General features: G+C 41.9%; 23 protein-coding genes. 9 read left to right on the plus strand and 14 right to left on the minus strand.

The features are described 5' to 3' along the window. Nucleotides 1-120 precede the first annotated feature (120 nt). Nucleotides 121-1332, minus strand: coding sequence for an RsmB/NOP family class I SAM-dependent RNA methyltransferase (locus ACA086_RS11855; protein ID WP_371003535.1), 1212 nt, complete (start codon nucleotides 1330-1332; stop codon nucleotides 121-123). Nucleotides 1333-1402: 70 nt separating this feature from the next. Here ACA086_RS11855 and ACA086_RS11860 point away from each other — a divergent pair, with 70 nt between their 5' ends. Next, complete coding sequence (locus ACA086_RS11860; RefSeq protein ID WP_371003537.1) at nucleotides 1403-2431, plus strand: WD40/YVTN/BNR-like repeat-containing protein; 1029 nt, start codon at nucleotides 1403-1405, stop codon at nucleotides 2429-2431. Between the two features lie 73 nt (nucleotides 2432-2504). On the opposite strand, the gene ACA086_RS11865 is transcribed toward ACA086_RS11860, so the two are convergent. The 8 genes from ACA086_RS11865 to ACA086_RS11900 form a co-directional block, all read right to left on the minus strand. After that, on the minus strand, nucleotides 2505-2858 hold the full coding sequence (locus ACA086_RS11865; protein ID WP_371003538.1) for a DUF6515 family protein: 354 nt from the start codon (nucleotides 2856-2858) through the stop codon (nucleotides 2505-2507). 105 nt (nucleotides 2859-2963) lie between these two features. Next, entirely contained in the window at nucleotides 2964-3404 is a 441-nt protein-coding gene (locus ACA086_RS11870; RefSeq protein ID WP_371003539.1) for a hypothetical protein, read from the minus strand. Next, nucleotides 3391-3912 (minus strand): hypothetical protein, encoded by a 522-nt coding sequence (locus ACA086_RS11875; protein ID WP_371003541.1) that lies wholly within the window; start codon nucleotides 3910-3912, stop codon nucleotides 3391-3393. Before ACA086_RS11875 ends, ACA086_RS11870 begins: the two co-directional genes overlap by 14 nt. A gap of 31 nt (nucleotides 3913-3943) precedes the next feature. Continuing rightward, nucleotides 3944-4486: an RNA polymerase sigma factor gene (locus ACA086_RS11880; protein ID WP_371003597.1), complete on the minus strand. Its 543-nt coding sequence runs from the start codon at nucleotides 4484-4486 to the stop codon at nucleotides 3944-3946. Nucleotides 4487-4603: 117 nt separating this feature from the next. Further along, nucleotides 4604-6427 carry an ABC transporter ATP-binding protein gene (locus ACA086_RS11885; protein WP_371003542.1) on the minus strand — a complete coding sequence of 608 codons (1824 nt, stop codon included), beginning with the start codon at nucleotides 6425-6427 and terminating at the stop codon, nucleotides 4604-4606. Next, a complete protein-coding gene (locus ACA086_RS11890; RefSeq protein ID WP_371003543.1) occupies nucleotides 6427-8136 on the minus strand; it encodes a phospho-sugar mutase in 1710 nt (569 codons plus the stop codon). The genes ACA086_RS11885 and ACA086_RS11890 overlap by 1 nt, the downstream gene beginning before the upstream one ends. Before the next feature lie 27 nt (nucleotides 8137-8163). Beyond that, on the minus strand, nucleotides 8164-9138 hold the full coding sequence (locus tag ACA086_RS11895) for a glycosyltransferase family 2 protein (RefSeq protein ID WP_371003544.1): 975 nt from the start codon (nucleotides 9136-9138) through the stop codon (nucleotides 8164-8166). A 46-nt stretch (nucleotides 9139-9184) separates the two neighbouring features. Continuing rightward, the gene (locus tag ACA086_RS11900; protein ID WP_371003545.1) at nucleotides 9185-9700 is read right to left on the minus strand and encodes a DUF4199 domain-containing protein; all 516 of its coding nucleotides are present in this window, start codon (nucleotides 9698-9700) and stop codon (nucleotides 9185-9187) included. 163 nt (nucleotides 9701-9863) lie between these two features. Here ACA086_RS11900 and ACA086_RS11905 point away from each other — a divergent pair, with 163 nt between their 5' ends. The 3 genes from ACA086_RS11905 (at nucleotide 9864) to mtaB (ending at nucleotide 12814) form a co-directional block, all read left to right on the plus strand. Then, nucleotides 9864-10115, plus strand: a complete 252-nt coding sequence (locus tag ACA086_RS11905; protein WP_369748537.1) for a type B 50S ribosomal protein L31 — start codon at nucleotides 9864-9866, stop codon at nucleotides 10113-10115. 110 nt (nucleotides 10116-10225) lie between these two features. Then, on the plus strand, nucleotides 10226-11401 hold the full coding sequence (locus ACA086_RS11910) for a GlmU family protein (RefSeq protein WP_371003546.1): 1176 nt from the start codon (nucleotides 10226-10228) through the stop codon (nucleotides 11399-11401). A gap of 84 nt (nucleotides 11402-11485) precedes the next feature. After that, complete coding sequence (gene mtaB / locus ACA086_RS11915) at nucleotides 11486-12814, plus strand: tRNA (N(6)-L-threonylcarbamoyladenosine(37)-C(2))-methylthiotransferase MtaB (RefSeq protein ID WP_371003547.1); 1329 nt, start codon at nucleotides 11486-11488, stop codon at nucleotides 12812-12814. 43 nt (nucleotides 12815-12857) lie between these two features. Here the strand turns inward: mtaB and ACA086_RS11920 are convergent, their stop codons facing one another. After that, entirely contained in the window at nucleotides 12858-13151 is a 294-nt protein-coding gene (locus tag ACA086_RS11920; protein ID WP_369748534.1) for a GNAT family N-acetyltransferase, read from the minus strand. 176 nt (nucleotides 13152-13327) lie between these two features. On the opposite strand from ACA086_RS11920, the gene ACA086_RS11925 reads away from it, so the two are divergent. Both ACA086_RS11925 and ACA086_RS11930 read left to right on the plus strand, forming a co-directional pair. After that, on the plus strand, nucleotides 13328-13990 hold the full coding sequence (locus ACA086_RS11925) for an alpha/beta hydrolase (protein WP_371003548.1): 663 nt from the start codon (nucleotides 13328-13330) through the stop codon (nucleotides 13988-13990). Nucleotides 13991-14035: 45 nt separating this feature from the next. Further along, nucleotides 14036-14995 carry a lytic transglycosylase domain-containing protein gene (locus ACA086_RS11930; RefSeq protein ID WP_371003550.1) on the plus strand — a complete coding sequence of 320 codons (960 nt, stop codon included), beginning with the start codon at nucleotides 14036-14038 and terminating at the stop codon, nucleotides 14993-14995. Nucleotides 14996-15037: 42 nt separating this feature from the next. Here the strand turns inward: ACA086_RS11930 and ACA086_RS11935 are convergent, their stop codons facing one another. Both ACA086_RS11935 and ACA086_RS11940 read right to left on the minus strand, forming a co-directional pair. Next, the gene (locus tag ACA086_RS11935) at nucleotides 15038-15553 is read right to left on the minus strand and encodes a DUF2892 domain-containing protein (protein ID WP_371003551.1); all 516 of its coding nucleotides are present in this window, start codon (nucleotides 15551-15553) and stop codon (nucleotides 15038-15040) included. Nucleotides 15554-15557: 4 nt separating this feature from the next. Next, complete coding sequence (locus ACA086_RS11940; RefSeq protein ID WP_371003598.1) at nucleotides 15558-16418, minus strand: DUF6263 family protein; 861 nt, start codon at nucleotides 16416-16418, stop codon at nucleotides 15558-15560. Nucleotides 16419-16599: 181 nt separating this feature from the next. Between ACA086_RS11940 and rpmH the strand changes: the two genes are divergently transcribed. Next, nucleotides 16600-16758 (plus strand): 50S ribosomal protein L34, encoded by a 159-nt coding sequence (gene rpmH / locus ACA086_RS11945; protein ID WP_369748529.1) that lies wholly within the window; start codon nucleotides 16600-16602, stop codon nucleotides 16756-16758. 100 nt (nucleotides 16759-16858) lie between these two features. Then, entirely contained in the window at nucleotides 16859-19711 is a 2853-nt protein-coding gene (gene carB / locus ACA086_RS11950; protein WP_371003552.1) for a carbamoyl-phosphate synthase large subunit, read from the plus strand. 31 nt (nucleotides 19712-19742) lie between these two features. Here the strand turns inward: carB and ACA086_RS11955 are convergent, their stop codons facing one another. Then, entirely contained in the window at nucleotides 19743-20294 is a 552-nt protein-coding gene (locus ACA086_RS11955; protein WP_371003553.1) for a YceI family protein, read from the minus strand. After that, nucleotides 20291-20662 carry a hypothetical protein gene (locus tag ACA086_RS11960; protein WP_371003554.1) on the minus strand — a complete coding sequence of 124 codons (372 nt, stop codon included), beginning with the start codon at nucleotides 20660-20662 and terminating at the stop codon, nucleotides 20291-20293. The genes ACA086_RS11955 and ACA086_RS11960 overlap by 4 nt, the downstream gene beginning before the upstream one ends. A gap of 205 nt (nucleotides 20663-20867) precedes the next feature. Between ACA086_RS11960 and ACA086_RS11965 the strand changes: the two genes are divergently transcribed. Continuing rightward, entirely contained in the window at nucleotides 20868-21725 is an 858-nt protein-coding gene (locus ACA086_RS11965) for a DUF5777 family beta-barrel protein (protein WP_371003555.1), read from the plus strand. Nucleotides 21726-21728: the final 3 nt, after the last annotated feature.

Raw genomic sequence — 21728 nt, forward strand, 5'->3', positions numbered from 1 at the left:
GTTTAAACAGGATTTTAAGAGCCCAAATTTACATTAAATCTGTCGCTTTTTAACATCGACCTATCAACAGTTTTCAAGGGTCATTGTTCATTACTTTACCCTTTTCAGCTAACAGAAATGTTAATCCCTTTGCAATAAAGCTATATAAAAGCCATCGTATCCTGATTTATGAGCATAGATACGTCGCTCTTCTGCAAGGGAAAACAATTTACCTTCTTCAGAGTCCAAAAAGTGTTTTATTTGCTGGTCATTTTCCTGAGGAAGCACTGAACAGGTGGCATATACCAATTTACCCTTTGGTTTCACCATCTTACTGTAGTCTTTCAATAGCTCCCTCTGGGTGGTAATTAGCTTTTCCAGGTTCTCCGGCTGGATTTTCCATTTGGTATCCGGGTTTCTTCTGAGAACACCAAGACCTGAACAGGGAGCGTCTATAAGCACCCTGTCTGCCTTCTGATGAAGTTTTTTAATCACCTTTGAAGAGTCGATCAACCTGGTTTCCAGATTATGAGCCCCGTTTCTTCGGGCACGACGCTTTAGCTCATGAAGTTTTTTTGGATAGATATCCAGGGCGATTAGTTGTCCCTTATTTTCCATCAGGGCTGCCAGATGCAGCGATTTACCTCCGGCCCCGGCACATGCATCTACAACTCTCAGCCCAGGAGCAACATCCAGCATGGGAGCAACGAGCTGGGAAGAAGCATCCTGTACCTCGAACCACCCGTCCTTAAATGCCTGGGTTGTAAAGACATTTGTTCTCTCTCTTAAAACCAGGGCATACGGGTATCCTGAAATAAGATCTGTAGCGATTCCTTCCTCCTCTAATCGCTGTCTCAGGTACGGCATGGAGGTTTTAAGAGTATTGGTTCTTAACACTACCGGTGCCAGCTGATTCAGCGCATGTAATTCCTTTTCCCAGAATTTTTCACCAAAGGCTTTAAGTCCCACATTATCTATCCAGTCAGGGATAGATTCCCTGTATTTCCTCACTTTTGACAATTCATCAAAGCGTCCTTTGATCCTCCTTGTGGGGGTGTCTTCCAGTTGCTTCCAATTAGGAAGTGGTATACCGCGAAGGACCGCCCAGACAGAAAATAGCCTGAAAAAATTAGCCCGGCTGTATGGTTCTTTTACCTCTGCTATTTCTGCATATAATCGTTTCCATCGCACGATATCGTATATAGTTTCAGCGATAAAACCCCTGTCTCTGGAGCCCCAGCGTTTGTCTCTTTTTAACGTTTGTTCAACCGCCTTGGAAGCGTAGACTCCTTCATTGAAAATCAGCTGTAGTCCGTCTACTACGGCAAATACCAGATTCCTGTGTAAGCGCATTGGAAAATTTTAGGTTGCAAAGGTACCGTTTTAAGCAGGAAAGACTATATTTTAGAATAAATTAAATCAGATGCGCAAATTAGTATCCTTTTGTCTTTTTATCGTCATTCTAAGTTGTTCTGATCACTCATCTCCACGATATTTCAGCAGTGTTGAAATTGAGGATCTTTTTACTGATTCTGTCAGTATAAGGGCATTGGAAGTCATGGATGGGAGCGTTGCTTTTGCCGGAACCGGGGGAGTTTTCGGAACAGTTGATTTGTCAACGGGGCAAATTAGAGCAAAACAGCAACGGTACGATACACTATATCCTGAATTCAGGGCTGTAGGGCATACTCAAACAGACTTTTTTATGTTGTCTGCAGGCAGGCCTGCCTTGTTGTTTAAAACGGGAAATCAGGGCTTGATGGAATTGGTCTACAAGGAAGATAAGGAAGGGGTGTTTTACGATTCGATGGCCTTCTGGAATAACAATGAAGGCCTTGCCATAGGAGATGAGATGGGCGGGTGCCTGTCTTTACTTGTTACGCGTGATGGGGGTTCCAGCTGGAGGAAAATACCCTGTTCAGAATTACCTGAGGCCATTCCCGGGGAGGGGGCCTTTGCTGCCAGTAACACAAATATTGCGCTTTTTAAGGACAAGGTCTGGATTGGGACTACTGAAGGCAGGATTTTTTATTCGCCTGATAAGGGCAATACCTGGGAAGTTTTTGAAACGCCTATCAATAGCAAGGAACCTACTCAGGGAATATATAGCCTGCATTTTACATCGGGCAAAAAGGGTATTGCCATGGGAGGAGATTACACAGAACCAGAAGGTAAGACAGGGAATAAAGCCCTTACTCTTGATGGTGGAAAAACCTGGAGCCTTGTGGCGGATGGAGATATTCCCGGTTATACGAGTTGTGTTCAGTTTGTTCCCGGCAGTAGGGGCAATGGGATTATAGCGGTCTCTTACTCAGGAGTTAGTTATTCAGCTAATACAGGAGAACAATGGATAAAGCTCTCTGAAGAACCTTTTTACACCCTGCGGTTTGTAAATGATTCAACTGCTTACGCTGCGGGTAAATTCAGGATTTCAAGGCTTACCTTTAAATAGAGAAAAGGGCAGACAATGTCTACCCTTTTCTGACTAACATACGACTCCTGTTAAAAAGTCAACCCAAATCTAATTATACATAAACAACTTTGTAAGTTCTGCCTATCCTCTTATAGTGTATTCCTTTATAGGCAAAATATTTCCTTCCTTTGATAAATACCACCTTATGACCTCTTGGCAGGGTTTTAATTACAATACCTCTTGGAGCGGCAGTAACTACATATTTTCTTCCTCTGGTCTTGTACCAAACACCAGCCGCAATATGATACCGGATCCCTTTGTGGATTACCAGCCTCGGTTTGTTAACAGTGGTTACCACTGTCCCGTGTTTGGGATATACTTTTACTTTAACAACTCTCTGTGCATTGGAAGCGCTTAAGGCTCCAAAAAATGCAATAACGACCAAAACAATTTTAAACTTTTTCATAACGGTTTTTTTAGGGTTATACTTCTAAGACTGTAGAAACAGACAAGGGTTTAAAACAAAAGGAGGCTACTAGCCCCCTTTTTATTGCGTTTTATCGAATTTCCCCTATTGTCGCCTTTTCTGTATTTGCTGTAATAACCTTTTTTTGAAATCATCTTCAGCCTTGATTAACAGAAAGGTCTTTCTTGCCGAGATAAGATTGGTCATTCGGTTGAGGAAGGCTATGTTTCTGTCATTTCTCTCTTTCTGAAGGGCGAGAAACTCACCCATCAACTGCTCAATCTGCGAGTCAGACATATTCTGAAAATTCCTTAGTCGGCCTCTGATGTCATTTCGTTCTTTAAGGCGCAGGGCTTCCAGGGTGGCTTCATGTTCATTATAAACAGGCCAGAAAATAGTGGCTTCTTCACTACTGAGATTCAGTCGTTCTGTGATAAAAGCGATCTTCAGGGATTTTATCTTGTCCATACCTTCACCAGTCTGTGCAAAGGTTGTGCTGCAGATTAGGAAAAGAGCAATTACGAGGAGTTTATTAAAATTCTTCATCTAAATCGATATTTAATTCATCTAAATCATCTATGGTTTCTTCCAGGTAGTCCATGATTTGCTCATTATCTACCGAACTATCCATAAAATCGTCTAATTCGAGGCTGGCCAGCGGAACAACTTCCGCGATCTCAGAACTACTTAGCTCAAGATCTTCTGATTCTATGTAGCTGGTAATATCGGCAGCGGCAAGGTCGTCGAAAGAAAGGGCTTGAGTATTGTTCCATTCTATTCCAATTACCAGAACAAAAAGCACAGCTATTGCTGCTGCCGCATAGAAATAGGATTTGTACGGCCTGAGTTTAATTACCCGACCCTCTTTTTGAACTGTTTTGGTGAGAATGTCTTTTTCTACCTTATCAAAATAATCATCAGGTACAGCAAACCCTTCCATTTCAGGTAGTCCTTCAGCATCTTCTTCCTGTAATTTACTCAGGATCTGATCTGAAAGCCCCTCGAAATAGCCGGGTGGCGTTTTAAAACTGTTCTTTTTTGATATATTTTTCATGGTTTAGGTATGATTTTGCTTTCTGTACAGCTCACTCTTGTTTTAGAAAGGCTTCAATTTTTTTCACTGCCAGATGGTATGAGGCTTTTAATCCTCCTACCGAGACATCTAATATTTCCGCGATCTCGCCGTATTTCATTTCTTCATAGTATTTCATATTAAAGACCAGTTTCTGCTTTTCAGGCAGGCTGGCAATAGCTTGTTGTAATTTAAGTTGAATGGCGTCCCCTTCAAAATAAACATCCGCTTCAAGCGTACTGGCCTTTCTTTCTATTAATTCATCACTGCTTACTCCCAGTTTCTTCGACTTTGTCTTCAGGAAGGTGATTGCTTCATTGGTACCTATCCGGTACATCCATGAGTACAATTTACTGTCTCCCTTGAATTTTTCAATATTTCTGAAAACCTTAATAAAGGTATTCTGTAAGACATCATCTGCATCATCATGATCTAACACAATCCTCCTGATATGCCAGTACAATCGCTCTTTATAGGTGTTGATAAGCACCTCAAAAGCTTTTGCCTGGGTTTCCTTTTGCTTTAGTTCTTTTACTAAGGTTTCTTCAGCAATCAAAGTTAGTGTGTTATGCACTTAAGACGGAATTTTACCGTAAAGGTTTAATCCGCAGGTATTTCCTCTATAAAATTACCTTTTTTTCAGACCAATGGAAGTAAATGCATCAGGATGATCTTAATCAAAGGATTGCATGGCCACCAGTTTGAAGTAGACTCCTTTTTGTTTTAACAGCACATCATGGGTCCCTGTTTCCAGGATTTTTCCTTTTTCCATGACCACAATGGAATCAGCCTTCTGGATGGTGGAAAGCCGGTGGGCAATGACTAGGGATGTCCTGTTTTGCATCAGTTTTTCAAGGGCTTCCTGTACCAGGCGTTCACTTTCTGTATCAAGGGCAGAGGTGGCTTCATCAAGGATCATTATGGGCGGATTCTTTAATACTGCCCTTGCGATCGAGAGCCTTTGTTTCTGTCCGCCACTGAGTTTATTCCCACTGTCACCAATATTGGTGTCGTAACCTTTTGGGAGTTGGGTAATAAAATCATGTGCATTGGCAATTTTTGCAGCCTCAATGATCTCTTCATCAGAGGCATCTTCCTTTCCCAGTGAGATATTATTGCGGACCGAATCATTGAATAGTATGGATTCCTGTGTAACCAGTCCCATCAGACCCCTCAGAGAGCGTTTCGAAAGTTGCCTGATATCCGTGCCGTCAATGGTAATTTCCCCCTGGTCTACATCGTAGAAACGCGTTACTAGGTTGGCGACCGTACTTTTACCACTGCCGGACTGGCCAACCAAAGCCACTGTTTTACCCTTAGGAAGGTCTAGGGTGAAATTCTCCAGGACCCAGTCATCTTCGTATTTAAAGGCGATGTTATTTAAGCTAAGGGAGCTGGTAAAATCATGTACTTGTACAGGGTTGTCCGACTCTTTGATCGGATTTTCAGTTTCGAGGATTTCAAGCACCCTTTCCGCTGCTGCATTTCCTTTTTTAACTCCGTAGGACGCCTTACTTATGGCCTTGGCAGGAGTTAAGATATTATAGGCCAGCCCCATATAGGCTATAAATGAAGCGGCATCTAGTGTTTTATCTATAAGCACCATCTTTCCTCCAAACCAAAGCAATACCCCTATGACTACTATACCCAGAAATTCTCCTGTAGGAGAGGCGAGATTTTGTCGGTTAAGGAGTTTATTGGAAAAATGGAAGAAACGATCCGTAGAGCTACTAAATATCTTATAGAAATGTGATTCGGAATTAAAAGCTTTGATTACCCTCAATCCACCGAGGGTTTCTTCAACAATAGACAAAAATTCCCCTTGTTCCTTCTGTACCCTGTCTGATTTCTTTTTAAGTGATTTACCGATCCGTGAAATTATCATTCCCGCCAGGGGTATAAAAATAAAGACAAAGAGTGTAAGTTTAAAACTAAGAAAGAACATAAACGCAATAGTGAACAGGATAGTTAGGGGTTCCCTTACGATAAGCTCCAAAATAGACAAAAAGGAATGCTGGATTTCCAGCACATCTGAGGTAATCCTGGCGATGACATCCCCTTTTTTCTTTTCAGAATAAAATGAAATGGGTAACTCCACGATTTTTTGATACATACGGTTCCTTATGTCCTTTAAAACACCATTCCTTAAAAAGGTGATAAAGTACATAGCCAAATAATTAAATACATTTTTAAGAAGAAATAGAATTAAAACTAAGCCAATTACTAAAACTAAGGCCTTCATCTCATCTTCTCCAGAATAGGCTGTAACGCGGTAACTTATATACTCCTGAAAATAATCTTCTAGAGACCCAATACCTTGATAAACAGGTTTTTCAAATACCTTTTTATTTTGGTCAAAAAGCACCTTAAGCATTGGGATCAACGCCACGAAAGAAAGAGCACTGAAAAGGGCATAAAGGATATTAAAAAAGATATTTAAAAAAGCGTATTTCTTGTAGGGCGCTGCAAACCGCAGGATTTTTTTAAAGTAATTCATCAATCCAGTTTCAGTTCGCTGACAATGCTATTTAACTTTGCGTCCAGGGCATCATTTACTTCCTTAAAATTCTTTACCTCGTCCAGGGGAGCGTTTACACTGAAGTAGAATTTGATCTTTGGCTCAGTACCACTGGGTCTGGCCGCCATTCGTGTTCCATCTTCTGTGGTATAGATCAGGACATTGGATTTTGGCAGGTCAATATCAGATACTTTCCCTGTTCTGATGTCTGTTGAGGTAGAGCTATTGTAGTCGTCAACGGTGATTACCTTTGATCCGTCAATGGATTTCACCGGATTTTCCTTGTAGTCCTGCATCATTTTTTTAATCTCTTCAGCCCCGGAAATTCCTTTTTTTGTCAGGGAAATCAATTTTTCCTTATAGAAGCCGTAGTCTGCGTAACATTGGATTAATTCCTTGTAAAATGAACTTCCATTCGCTTTGGCCGTTGCACCGATCTCACAAGCGAGCAGGGTGGAAGTGACGGCGTCCTTATCACGGACAAAATCCCCAACCATAAATCCAAAACTCTCTTCCCCTCCTCCCACGAAATGTTGATCCGGATGGTCCACGATCATCTTTGCTATCCATTTAAAGCCTGTAAGGGAGGTCTTGCATTCCACACCATAGGCGGAAGCCAGACTTTGCATCATGGGGGTTGAAACGATGGTGGAGGCAATAAATTCATTGCCTTTAAAGCCTTTTTCCTTTTGTTGATCGAGCAGGAATTTTGTCATTAGGACCATGGTCTGGTTCCCGTTTAAAAGTTCCATTTTGCCTTCGGGATTTCGCACTGCAATTCCCAGCCTGTCGCTATCGGGATCAGTCCCCACTACCATGTCTGCTCCAATTTCCTCTGCCTTTTTCATGGCCAGTGTCAACGCCTCAGGTTCCTCCGGATTAGGGGAAACAACAGTAGGAAAATCCCCGTCTGGTTCTGCTTGTTCTTCGATGATAGTAACCTTGTTATACCCGGCTCTTTTGAGCACCTCCGGGATGGCGGTAATCGAGGTTCCGTGCAGAGAAGTGAAAACTATGGAATAATCGGTTTTTCCGGGGGCGTTGAAATCCCCATTTTGAACAGATGCATTAATGAATGCTTCATCTACCTGATGATCAATAAGCTCTATGAAACTGTCATTGGCTTTAAAGCGCACATCCTCTACTGATAGTTTATTGATTTCGGCTATGATTTCACCGTCCTGAGGAGGAACGATCTGCCCACCGTCTGTCCAGTACACTTTGTAACCGTTATATTCAGGGGGATTATGGGAAGCGGTGAGAACTACACCGGCCTGACAACCCAGATATCTTACAGCAAAGGAAAGTTCGGGGGTAGTCCTGAGTTCAGAAAAGAGATATACTTTAATGTTATTGGCTGAGAATACTTCGGCCACCGTTCTGGCCAGGGTATCACTGTTGTGCCGGCAATCATAGGCAATTACTACTTTCAGTTCGGTATCGGGATATACTTTATGGAGGTAGTTACTCAGTCCCTGCGTACTCTTACCAAGGGTATATTTATTGATTCTGTTTGTTCCCACTCCCATGATCCCGCGCATTCCCCCTGTGCCGAATTCCATATTCTTGTAAAAACGATCTTTGAGTTCCTCCGGATCATTTTCTATAAGATGCTGAATCTCTTTTTTAACGGCCGGATCAAAAAAGTCGGTTAGCCAGCTTTTGGCGGTTGTAAGTATGTCATTCATGAAATATACGTTGGTATAAAGATAAAATTACGAAGAATATTCCTTTACCCTATGAGTGAGGTTAATTTCATGGGAAATTTTATACCTGGGCTCACTTTTTCTCGATCTAACCATGATTTCTCCTAAAAAGCCGGCCAGAAAGAACTGGGTTCCTATGATCATAGCGGTAAGGGCAATATAGAACTGGGGACGCTGACTCAACAGACGCCCCGTCGGGTTAATAAATAACTTATCAATGCCGAGATAGAGGGCGAACCCCGAGCCGATGACAAACATTAGTACGCCCAGAGCTCCAAATAGATGCATGGGTCTCTTGCCAAATTTGGAGACAAACCAGATGGTAATCAGGTCGAGGAATCCGTTGATAAATCGATCAGCACCAAATTTGGTCTTGCCAAATTTCCTGGCCTGGTGCTGCACTACTTTTTCACCTATTTTGGAAAAGCCGGCGTTTTTTACTAGTACAGGAATATACCGGTGCATCTCTCCTGATACTTCTATATTTTTTATCACTTCTTTTCTGAAGGCCTTTAGTCCGCAATTAAAATCGTGAAGTTTTACCCCGGAGGTTTTTCGCGCTGCCCAGTTAAAGAGTTTTGAAGGGATGTTTTTTGTGAGGGCGTGGTCATAGCGCTTCTTTTTCCAGCCGGAGATTAAATCGTAGTTCTCATCTTCAATCATCCTGATCAAATCAGGAATTTCTTCCGGATTATCCTGCAAATCGGCATCCATGGTGACGACGATATCGCCTGAGGCTTCCCTGAAACCCGCATGAAGGGCCTGTGATTTTCCGAAATTTTTCAGAAATCGTATTCCTTTTACATTTTCATTGCGGGATGCCAGTTCGGTAATCACCTCCCAGGAGTTATCCGTACTGCCGTCATCAATAAACAGGATTTCGTATAAATAATGATTGGATTGCATCACAGACACAATCCAATCATGAAGTTCTTTTAAGGATTCTTCTTCGTTAAGTAAAGGAATGACAATAGATAAGCTCATGGAGAATCGTTGCTTCTTCCTTTCAAAAGTACAATAATCCTTTCAATTACTGCGGCCTTGCTTTTTTCAGAATCAGTCCACCAATCAGTCCGATTATAAGTCCCATAATTACATTGAAGATCAGGATAAAGGGATAGGAAATCCAGAAGTAATTAAGAGTACCCTCGTATTGTTGCTCAATTTGGGCAGCAGATAAAGTTCCTTCGGCTTCCATTGCGGCTTTTTGGTTCTCTGCGATGGTGGTGATGAAATTGGTGTCGAGTACATTGACCATGAATAGCATATAAACAATCCAGATCAGACCAGAAACAAGGGCTATCATAATAGCTAGTTTGATGGCCTGCCCAAGGCTTAAATAACCTTCATTGGCCTTGCGGAAATTAAAAATTGCCAGCATGATTATAGCGACGGCGATTACTATACTAATAATGGTATTACTGGTATCCTGAGAAGTGTGGGCGTCCATGGAATAGAGCATAAGGCCGAAAACTACACTGATTGCACCCAGAATTAATCCGTAAGTAAGGGAGAACTTCCCGATTGTTGGTTGATTTTGTTCCATTTTGTTGTTCAGTTTTACGTTAATTGTCTAGTTAGTGGTGATAACATGGAAAATGTTACAAAACCAAGATACAATTTTTAAGACGGAATTTTGAAATTCTTCTTGGGGAATGCTAAAAAAAATAATTACATTTGCAGCCTGAAAAAAGAATACCCCTAAGACGATGAGAAAAGGTATACATCCTGAAAATTACAGATTAGTTGCTTTTAAGGACATGTCTAATGACGATGTTTTTATCACAAAGTCAACCGCAGAGACGAAAGAGACCCTTGAAGTAGAAGGAGTGGAGTACCCACTTATTAAACTTGAAATCTCAAGGACATCACATCCATTTTATACCGGGAAGGCCAAATTGGTTGATACCGCAGGTAGGATCGATAAGTTCAAGAACAAATATCAGAAATTCAAGAAGTAAGAAGATATATTCCCCCGGATATCTAAAATTTGGGGAGAACAACGCAAACCAACGCCTCCGATATGCATCGGGGGCGTTATTTTTTTACTTTTGGGTTAAATTCATACTTCATGAACTACATACTGTTCGACAGTGAGGTCAGGACTTCACTACTTCCCTTTACATTTACCCGGCCAGTTGGGGAGATCAGAGTAGGCATCCTCACCTTAAAGGAAAAGTGGGAAGACTATCTAAAGACTGAACTGTCCTATGAAACAGAATCCTATCTGGAGATTAAATACTCGCTCGTTCTCAGGGAGGACAATTTATTTATAGACCCCTCATTTTTACCCTCCCCTGAACTCTTAGCTGAAATTCAGGCGATAGCACCGGAGACGGCTCTTTTTAGCAATTCAACCCTGGTGGCTTATCGCTCGGCTCAGCCAAAATCAGAAGAAATGGTAAGGGAACTGCAGAGAAAAGAAACAGGACTCGATCTTATCAGGATACAAAATACCTGGGATATTTTCTCCAAAAACGGAGTGGCCCTTCAGCTGGATTATAAACGAATAACAGAAGGGCGAAAAAGTGCACCTATTCCGGCTTCCAACAGGGTGATTTGCCCGGAAAACATTTTTCTGGAAGAGGGAGCCAAAGTGGAGTACAGTATTCTGAATGCTACCGAAGGCCCCATTTACCTTGGGAAGGACTCAGAAGTTATGGAAGGGAACATGATCCGGGGTGGATTTGCCCTATGTGAACGGGCAGTGGTAAAAATGGGAGCTAAAATCTATGGTCCAACTACCATAGGACCCTACGGGAAAGTTTGCGGAGAAATCAACAACTCAGTGATCTTTGGATATTCAAGTAAGGGTCATGACGGCTACCTGGGCAACTCGGTCCTGGGAGAATGGTGTAATATTGGGGCAGATTCAAATAATTCGAATCTTAAAAATAACTACGCCAAGGTTCGCCTCTGGAATTACGCCACCGAAAGTTTCGATCAGACAGGGCTGCAATTCTGTGGACTGATGATGGGGGATCACAGTAAGACGGCGATCAATACCATGTTTAATACCGGTACGGTGATTGGAGTAAACTGCAATATCTATGTCCCCGGATTCCCTCGTAATTTTATTCCCAGTTTCAGCTGGGGTGGGGCCAGTGGATTTTCAACCTACCATACCAGAAAAGCCTTTGAGGCAGCCGAAGTAATGATGGCGAGAAGGGGAAAGACCTTCGATGAAAAAGAAGCAGCCATCCTGGAGCACGTTTTTGAAATCACCAAAAAGTGGCGAAAGTACTAGGCATTCACATCAAGAGAAACAGCTGTATTTTTAAGACCCGTAACAAAATAGTATCTTTGCGCCCCGATGATCAGGAACGAATTCATGAAAAAGAAAGTTGCTTTTTACACCCTGGGATGTAAACTGAATTATTCCGAAACTTCCACTATTGCGAGGAGTTTCACTAATTCGGGCTATGAAAGTGTCGACTTTGAACAATGGGCCGATATCTACGTGATCAATACCTGTTCTGTTACGGAAAATGCAGATAAGCGTTTTAAGACCATTGTAAAAAAAGCGCAGAAATCGAATCCGGAAGCCTTCCTGATTGCCATTGGTTGTTATGCACAACTTAAACCTGAAGAACTGGCTGCCGTAGATGGGGTGGATCTTGTCCTCGGTGCTACGGAGAAATTCAAGATCACAGACTACCTCAATGACCTGAGTAAAAATGACCATGGGGAAGTGCATTCCTGTGAGATACAGGAAGCAGATTTTTATGTGGGAAGTTATTCGCTTGGAGACAGGACAAGGGCTTTTCTCAAGGTACAGGACGGGTGCGATTACAAATGTACTTACTGTACCATTCCTTTGGCCAGGGGGATATCGCGAAGCGATACCTTAAGTAACGTACTTGATAATGCGAAGGAGATTTCCGCTCAGGGGATAAAAGAAATCGTTCTTACGGGTGTTAATATCGGGGATTATGGCAAAGGAGAGTTCGGGAATAAAAGGCATGAACATACCTTCCTGGAACTGGTTCAGGCTTTGGATAAGGTTGAAGGTGTTGAACGGCTGCGTATTTCGTCTATTGAACCGAATCTTTTAAAAGATGAGACCATCCGGTTCGTGTCAAAATCCAATTCCTTTGTACCTCATTTTCATATCCCATTACAGAGTGGAAGTAATGAAATTTTAAAAAGAATGCGCCGCAGGTATATGCGGGAATTATATTGCGATCGTGTGGCATCTATTAAGAAATCTATGCCCCATGCCTGTATAGGAGTGGATGTGATCGTTGGATTTCCCGGTGAGACTGAAGAACAATTTTTAGAGACCTATAACTTCCTGAATGAGCTGGAGATTTCTTACCTCCACGTATTTACCTATTCAGAACGAGCAAATACTGAAGCTGCTCAAATGCAAGATCCTGTTCCACTTAAGATAAGACAAAAAAGAAGCAAGATGCTCAGGGGCTTATCGGTTAAAAAACGCAGGGCCTTTTATGAGAGTCAGCTCGGGACTATCAGAACGGTACTATTCGAAAGGGAAAATAAAGAAGGTTATATCCACGGCTTTACCGAGAATTATGTAAAAGTAAGAATGCCCTGGGATCCCAGACTATGCAATACCCTGCATGAAGTGGAGCTTAAAGAAATTGATGAAGAAGGATTGGTGCGATTCGATTTTGTACCCGAAGAAATCAGGGTATAAAAAAACCTCTCGGCTGAGAGGTTATATAAATTCAGATTCAGATTCAGATTCGGATTCCGACCGGCAGCATTTCCTTGTACTGCCTGTTTTTTCTTAAGAATCCGGCTATTTGCGGACTCGTAGGGACCACCCTGAGGTTTTGTTCCTGTATATGGTGAAGGACAGATTTTATGAATTCTTCTTTAAACCCATCGGCGGTAATTTCCTCCGGAATGACCAGTTTTGTAAGGAACACCTTTCGTTCCTGAGAAGAATACTCGATCTTAGCCAAATGACCATCAACCTTAGTCTCGAACTGCCGTAAGAAACTATTATCATTAATTACTAATTGATTCATATAGTTAGTTTTAATTGTGGTTTCAGACAAAAAAATTACGATGAAATCGTAATCTTTAATTTTTGCAATTCTGACTTTTTATATAATATCAGTTCAACGCTGTTATTATGTTGAGCGGGATACAAAAGTAGTGAAAAAAATGCTAAATTCCTAAATAAAACCCTGCTTCAGGCAAGATGATGCAAAAGAAGATACATGTTTATTTAATGCCGGGTATGGCCGCCAACAGCTCTATCTTCAAGAATATCAAACTCCCCGGTGACCGATTTGAGATCCATCGCCTCGAATGGTTCGTTCCCGATAAGGGAATGTCACTGGAAGCATACGCCCGAAAAATGAATACGATGGTCGAGTACGATAATCCGGTTCTGATTGGAGTATCGTTTGGAGGAATGCTTATTCAGGAAATGGCAAAGCATAAGTCAGTAAGAAAACTGATAATTATTTCAAGCGTGAAGCAACGTTCGGAAATGCCCAAACGACTCATCTTTGCAAATTATACCAAATTCCACAAATTGCTCCCCACAGGGCTGGTCAATAATCTCGATCTCCTGGCCAAATACGCCTTCGGGGAAACGGTTACCCAACGCCTTGAATTATATAAGGAATACCTTTCCATCAAAGACAAATACTACCTGGATTGGTCTATCGATCAGATTGTAAAATGGCAACAAAAGGAATACAATCCTGATATTATTCATATCCATGGAGATAAGGATGTGGTATTTCCTTTTCAGTACATAAAGGGCTGCATTCCAGTGAAAAATGGTACGCATACCATGATCATTCATAGATATAAATGGTTCAATGAACGTTTACCGGCAATTATTTTGGATTAAGGGAGTTCTTATTTATACCTTTGGATACCTTTCAAAAACAAAGTGATGAAAATCTTAAAAACAATATTGATGATATTCGGTGTAATTTTTATCGGGTCTACCTTGATATTCGCCGTACAACAAGGACATCTTTCTTCTGATGCTGACCAAAAGACTATTGCAGTTGAACAAGCTGACAAAAGTGTAGCAGATGAATACAGAATAACCTCTATTGAAATTCCCGAGGATCTGAACTTTGCCGGGGAAAAAGTACCGCAGAATGACCCTGAAATTATGGAGCGAATAGACAGGGAATTCCTTGTGAATACCTATTGGCAGTCGAATGCTGTTCTGCTGATGAAAAGGGCCAATAAGTACTTTCCAATCATCGAACCCATTCTGGCTAAAAACGGAATACCCGACGATTTTAAATACCTGGCTGTAGCCGAAAGCGGACTTCAAAATGTAGTTTCTCCTGCCGGTGCTGCCGGTTTCTGGCAGATTATGAAGGCAACGGGGAAAGAGTACGGGCTTGAAGTAAATTCAAATGTGGATGAGCGTTATAATCTAAGCCTGGCTACTCAACTCGCCTGTGAGTATCTGAAAAAGAATAAAGAGAAATTCGGAAGCTGGACCCTGGCAGCCGCTTCTTACAATGCCGGAGCCGGAGCCATAAACAAATATATGGGTATACAGCAAGCCACAGATTATTACGACCTCCTTCTAGGTCAGGAAACCGGACGTTACGTGTTCAGAATTATGGCTATCAAAGAAATCCTTTCTCATCCTGAAAAATACGGATTTGAATTATCCAAGAAGGATCTCTATGCCACTGTTCCCACATTTACCGTGGAAATTGATAAGCCCGTTGAAGATTTTGCAACCTTCGCCAAAGAATATGAGATCAATTATAAGATCCTCAAAAGGCACAATCCATGGCTGAGGGAGCCGCATCTTAACAATGCTTCCGGGAAGAAGTATACTATTGAAATACCGCATAAAGGGTATTACACTTCAGCGAAGTAAAAAAGAAGAGATACAAGACCTTTATTGACGTAACAGGAAGACCTAGATCTTCTTCATCTGTGTCTGCATCATTTTGATCTGCTCCGTAAGCATATTATTCTTATCTAGCTTCTTTGCTTCCTGAAGCAGGGTTGTAGCTTCTCTTTTTCTTCTTTTTTGCATGGCTATTCCTGCGAGGCTAAGTTTCGCCATGGCTACATCATAGTCCATATTTAATCCCAGCTTTAAGGCTTTCTTAAAATACTTCTCAGCCTGGGTGAGGTTCTTTTGAGAAAAAATGATCCCGTATAAATAATTGTAATACCCCTGCTGCTTAGTGGTTAAAGCCGCCTTTGGATTTTTGATTCTCTCCAGCCATTTTTCAGTGCCGTCCATATCCTGTTTCCGCATCCTTAAGAAGGCCAGCAGGATCATCTCGTTTCTAAAATAAAGAAATACGAAGATCAGGGAAAGTAGAATAAGGAAAATCCCATTCCCAATATAGCCTTCAATAAATTGATAAATAGCATAGGCTATAATCAGGGCGGTAATAACTAGTTTGATATTTTTATTAAACATATTTCTATTGTATTAATTCATATGTGACTAAAGAGGTAATGGTGGTGGGAATCTTCTTCCCGTTCATTTGCGCCAGTGTTGAATAGCCTTCTGAAAATCCCTTTACTTCCATGTTCAGAATAAAACCTGTATTAAGATCAGTGGTGATTAGGGTGTTTTGTGTTCCATCGAGAACCATGGTTGTGGCGGGTTCTTCAATCTTCATCATAACAGTAGCATTACCCCTTATGATTGCTTTCCCTTCTGACATGGAATCGAGCTGCCAGGAATTTTTAGCAGATAATTTGCCAGAATAATTGTTTTCCCATGTATCTCCAATAGCTACTTCTATCTCAGGGTAAATAAAGGTCATTTGCTTATAACTGTCTGACAAGGCTTCAGTTCCAAATTCACTCTTGAGGGAAGAAGTAAGCATGTTAACTGCAAAGGCTTCTTTCAGGCCCGAGGCTTTAACCATTCCGGCAACTAAACTATCTCCTCCTTTTACCTCTAGGATATCCCCGTTCTTCCTCATTACCATATGAACTGGTTTGTTGAGCAGGCTGTTAAATATTCGGGATTGCACATTAGCAGTGTCAATTTTAGCGGCGTTTACATCCATAATGACGCCTTGCAGGCTTGAAGTCATGGTCATAAGCAGATCCCTGATGACAATGTCTATAGCATAGGTGTCATCTGTTTTGTCGGTTACCTTAAACTCCAAGATGCCTCTGATATCGTTGGTGAGTTCATGTGTTGCGCCCTCTAGTTCCTGAGTAATATCCTGCCTGGCTATCTGTTTAACCTTGTAAACATCACCTTTGCTGAGATTGTATTCGAGTTTTTCCTGCCCATATCCAAGGGCTGAAATCCCGAAAAAAAACATCAAGAAAAATAAATCCTTCAACCGCATTTGTCGACATCTGTTTCTAGCGGCAAAAGTACTAAAAACTATCCTAAATATTTTTCAAATCGATTTGGCAAAGCAAAAACTCTTCGTATATTTGCGCCCAGAATTTGAAAAGTAGTCGGGATTATAAAATGCTTCCGGCACAAATTTAAAAAGCATGAAAAGAACATATCAGCCGTCAAAACGTAAGCGCAGAAACAAACATGGATTTAGAGAGCGTATGGCTTCAGCCAACGGAAGAAAAGTTCTTGCCAGGAGGAGAGCCAAGGGAAGAAGAAAATTATCTGTATCCTCTGAGCCGCGTCACAAAAAATAAATGATTGAAAATCAACAATATAAAGGTGTTACTTTTTTAAAGTAGCACCTTTTTTTTATGCTATTATCACCAATTTAAAATTCAAAAGAATAACAGTATTATGCCAAAAAGAGAAGATCTAAAATCGATATTGATCATAGGTTCGGGCCCTATTATTATCGGACAGGCCTGCGAGTTTGATTATTCCGGATCACAGGCGTTGCGTTCCCTGCGGGAAGATGGGATTGAAACCATCCTGATCAACAGCAACCCGGCCACTATAATGACCGATCCCTCCATGGCTGATCATATTTATCTTCTCCCCCTCACCACTAAATCGATCATTGAGATCCTGAAAAAACATCCCAATATTGATGCAGTGCTTCCTACCATGGGTGGCCAAACAGCACTTAACCTCTGTATTGAAGCTGGTGATAAAGGGATTTGGGACGACTTTAATGTTGAGATTATCGGGGTGGATATTGATGCCATCAATATCACCGAAGACCGGGAGAAATTCCGGAAGCTCATGCTTGAGATAGGGATTGGAATGGCACCACAGTCTACTGCCACCTCTTTCCTGAAAGGGAAGGAGATCGCCCAGGAGTTTGGATTCCCGCTGGTGATCAGGGCTTCCTATACCCTTGGAGGGGCAGGAGCGTCCATTGTATACAAACCCGAGGACTTTGATGAATTGCTGAGCAGAGGCCTGGAAATTTCTCCTATCCATGAAGTGATGATCGATAAGGCCCTTATGGGGTGGAAGGAATACGAACTTGAATTACTACGGGATCAGAATGACAATGTGGTCATTATCTGTACCATTGAGAATATGGACCCGATGGGAATTCACACCGGAGATTCGATTACAGTAGCCCCAGCGATGACCCTCTCAGACCGCACCTTTCAGCGCATGAGAGATATGGCCATAAAGATGATGCGCAGTATCGGGGACTTTGCCGGAGGATGTAATGTGCAATTTGCGGTAAGTCCGGATGAAAAAGAAGATATTATTGCTATTGAAATTAATCCGAGGGTATCGAGATCTTCTGCACTTGCCTCAAAAGCTACCGGGTATCCCATCGCAAAGATTGCGGCTAAACTGGCCATAGGATACACCCTTGACGAGTTGGAAAACCAGATCACAAAGTCGACGTCAGCCCTTTTCGAACCCACCCTGGATTACGTGATCGTCAAGATTCCCAGGTGGAATTTTGACAAGTTTGAAGGATCAGACAGGACACTCGGACTCCAGATGAAATCGGTAGGGGAGGTCATGGGAATCGGGCGCTCCTTCCAGGAAGCGCTGCACAAGGCCACCCAGTCATTGGAGATTAAACGTAACGGTCTGGGTGCCGACGGCAAAGGCTATACCAATTACGATCAGATTATTAGTAAACTTACCATCCCAAGCTGGGACCGTGTCTTTGTCATCTACGATGCAATTCAACTGGGTATCCCCCTCAGCAGGATACACGAGATTACTAAAATTGACATGTGGTTCCTGAGGCAATACGAAGAGCTGCATTTTCTTGAAATGGAAATCTCTAAATACACTGTGGAAAGTCTGCCCAAAGAACTGCTTCTGGAAGCAAAACAAAAAGGCTTCGCCGACAGGCAGATCGCCCATATGCTCGATTGCTATGAAAGTGAAGTTCATAAGAAGAGAAGTAACCTCGGGATAAACCGGGTATATAAATTAGTTGATACCTGTGCTGCCGAGTTTAAGGCAATGACGCCTTATTATTATTCCACTTTCGAAGAAGAAGTTGAAACACCAGAAGGTAAACGGTATGTAACCAACGACAGCGAAGTAACAGAAAGGAAGAAAATTGTTGTGTTAGGATCAGGACCAAACCGGATCGGGCAGGGGATTGAATTCGATTACTGTTGTGTGCACGGCGTACTGGCCGCCGCAGAGTGTGGATATGAAACCATCATGATCAATTGTAACCCCGAAACGGTTTCAACAGACTTTGATACGGCCGATAAACTTTATTTTGAACCTGTTTTCTGGGAACATATCTACGACATAATCCTTCACGAAAAGCCGGAAGGGGTGATCGTACAGCTCGGAGGACAGACCGCCTTGAAGCTGGCCGAGAAACTCGACAAATACGGGATAAAAATAATGGGAACCAGTTTTAAATCGCTCGACCTTGCAGAAGATCGCGGTAGCTTTTCCCGACTTCTGAAAAAGAACGATATTCCTTATCCGCAATTTGGAGTAGCCGAGAGTGCCGATGAAGCCCTTGAGCTGGCCAAAGAACTGAAATTTCCCCTACTGGTAAGGCCATCCTACGTATTGGGAGGGCAGGGAATGAAGATTGTAATCAACAAAGAAGAGCTCGAGGCCCATGTGGTAGACCTGCTGCATAAGATACCCAATAACAAATTACTCTTAGATCATTATCTCGACGGAGCTATTGAAGCTGAAGCAGATGCGATCTGCGACGGGAAAGATGTTTATATCATTGGGATTATGGAGCATATAGAGCCTTGCGGAATCCACTCCGGGGATTCCAATGCGACTTTGCCTCCTTTTAACCTGGGGGAATTCGTAATGCAACAGATAAAGGATCACACCCGAAAGATTGCGCTTGCGCTCAATACAGTAGGCCTGATCAATATCCAATTTGCGATCAAGGACGATATGGTGTACATCATTGAGGCCAATCCAAGAGCCTCAAGAACAGTTCCATTTATTTCCAAGGCTTATGGGGAGCCCTATGTAAATTATGCCACCAAGGTCATGCTTGGAGAAAATAAGCTGAAGGATTTTAAATTCAATCCTAAACTTGAAGGGTTTGCGATAAAGCAACCTGTATTTTCTTTTAACAAGTTCCCGAATGTAAATAAGAATTTAGGACCCGAAATGAAAAGTACAGGCGAGAGTATCCTCTTTATCGACAGTTTAAAGGACGATGAATTTTACGAGCTGTATACGCGGAGAAAGATGTACCTGAGCAAATAATGAAGGAGCAGGAAAAGTAGGAACTGGAAAATTATTCAGCTTCTTTTGTTTCCATTAACCGGGCAAGAACACGAACCCGTACTTCTTTGGCCACCTTTTTAAACAGAATCCTGGGAACCTTTATTTTGTGGTCCTCTGTCTTTATGGGAAACTCTGTTTGAAGGAGCAAAAAACTTCCTTCCCTGTTAATGGTCAGTTCTGTATCAATGGGCCGTGTAACCCCATGAAGTGTAAGATCACCGTTTAGAGCATAAGTTCTCGATTCTTCAGAAATGTCATCAGGATCAAAATTGACCAGATTTCCCGTCAGGTATGCTTTTGGGTATTTATCAGACTCAATATAGTTTTCATTAAAGTGCTCCTGCATCAGTTTTCTTTTAAAATCAAATTCCTTGACTAAAAGTAAAACTGCTATTTCTCCCTTAGCTGTAAGGGCAAAATTTACCTTCCTGTTTACTGCATAAATGTCTTCCAGGGGTGTTGATGCGTCAAACTGTATCTCGCCTGTTTCGGTTCGAAATGTAGTTTGTGCCATCCCCAGGCATCCCCAGGAAATTAAAAATATAAAGAGGTATTTTTTCATTCGGGAAATCCTTGGTTGGCCCAGTCTGCAATTAATTGTCGCGCACTTTGAGGCATAAGCCCGTCTGGTGGCATAGGATTGGTAGTATTGTTAATTCTGGATAGCAGGTTCCTGTTTTCTATTGCACTTTGCACGAGGCTTAGGGAGGTCAAAGACATAGGCGCGTTGTTAGTAGGTGGGTTTCCATGGCAAGATAAACAGTTTCCCTGAATTATCGGACGAACATCATTTTGATAACTGAGCGTAGTTGGGTCAGGATCTTCACTATTGGGATCACCCATGTCAACCCCTTCGGAATTATCACTCTTCGAACATGCGAATACAAGAAAAAGTAATGCAAACAGTAATCCAATTCCAGAAGTTTTCATAGCTTAAATATTAAATTACTAACTGATTATCAACAACTTATTGATAAGATGGTAAATATTCACTTAGGTTGCGTCCTTGCTTATTTTCAGTTTTCATCCGGCAACAAGGGGCAATATTCAGCTGTAGGAAATGGGAAATAATTCGTAAGTTTAAGAAAAAAGGCCCCGTTTCTTTTCGCAAACGAGGTCACTAAAACCATAAGCCATGAAAAGAAAAAATTTAGTTGCCTGTATGTTTCTGTTTCCGTTCTTGCTATTCTCGCAAAACGACCTGCTTTCTTCCATTGATAAATCGGATACCACTGGTATTACTGAAGCTGCTTTTAAAGGTTTAAAAATCGTCAACTTTGAGTCGACCAAGATGGTCAATGAAAAGGAGTTCTATTTTATCGTTTTTCACCGTTTTGGGAGTATAAAAACCGGCCTGGACGGATTTTTTGGTCTGGACTTTGCCAATACCCGCCTTCATTTTATCTATGGTTTTTCAGATGGTTTCAATCTTTCCATAGCCCGGAGTTCGTTTAATAAAACTTATGATATTTCAGGGAAATATCGCTTTATGCAGCAAAGTGATGACAATCCGGTTACCGTTGTGGGCTATAGCCAGATCGCATTTAATACGCTTTTAGACGAACCTGTACTGCAAAGAGAAGTTGATTTGGGTGACCGTACTTCATTTACTCAGCAAATTCTCATCAGTAGAAAATTAAGCGACAAGGTTTCAGTACAACTGATGCCTACCTATTTTTATGAAGGATATGTAAATTATGCCCCTCAGGACAATTCTCAGTTTGCACTGGGCTTCGGTGGGCGTGTAAAACTTTCTCAGCGATTTAGTCTTAATATGGATTATGGTTGGCACCTAAACCGCGCAGATGGTTCCCCTTTTGTAAATCCCCTGTCTATAGGGGTAGATATTGAAACCGGAGGACATGTTTTCCAATTGCATTTTACCAATGCCCAGCCCACTTTCGAAAGCGGCTTCCTGGGCAATGCTGTGGGCGATTGGGGTGATGGGAATATCTACTTCGGCTTTAATCTCAGCAGGGTGTTTAATTTCTGATAT

It is taken from the genome of Muriicola sp. E247, assembly GCF_041358175.1.
Classification (GTDB): Bacteria; Bacteroidota; Bacteroidia; order Flavobacteriales; family Flavobacteriaceae; genus Muriicola.